General features: G+C 58.7%; 1 protein-coding gene. It reads left to right on the top strand.

Annotation, left to right across the window (positions count from 1 at the left end):
• Positions 1–178: 178 nt before the first annotated feature.
• Positions 179–383, top strand: a 205-nt coding sequence (locus HA052_RS27495; RefSeq protein ID WP_206119082.1) for a hypothetical protein, incomplete at its 3' end; no start/stop codon positions are given.

Below are 383 nucleotides of genomic sequence, written 5' to 3'. Positions count from 1 at the left end.
GATCGTAAACAGGCGCTAAGCCGGTCGCGGCCGACCCCTGCCGCCGAAACGGAGCGCCCGCGGGCAGCGCCGTTTTCGGCGGCGAACCGGCACCAGACTAGCGTGCCGTTTTTTTAGAACCTGTTCACGATCTGCTGCGCTGCGGCGAGACGGCGTTAAAAACAAGCTCAAAATGCTCATGTACCACGTGTACATTCCGCTTTTTCGCTCGTTTTCGCCTTGTCTCGCTCTTGCTCGCGAGATCGTGAACAGGCTCTTAGAACCTGTTCAAAATCTGCTGAGCGTTGCCGATATGGCGAGCGTGTTTTCGAAACGCTCAGGCGCCGTCGGCGCAATCCGCTATTTCCGCCGCGGCGTCTTGTCTCGCCTTAGCTCGCGAGATC

Origin of the sequence: Chromobacterium fluminis (genome assembly GCF_011602385.1) — a bacterium.
Classification (GTDB): Bacteria; Pseudomonadota; Gammaproteobacteria; order Burkholderiales; family Chromobacteriaceae; genus Chromobacterium; species Chromobacterium fluminis.
This window is presented reverse-complemented; position numbering and strand designations above follow the sequence as displayed.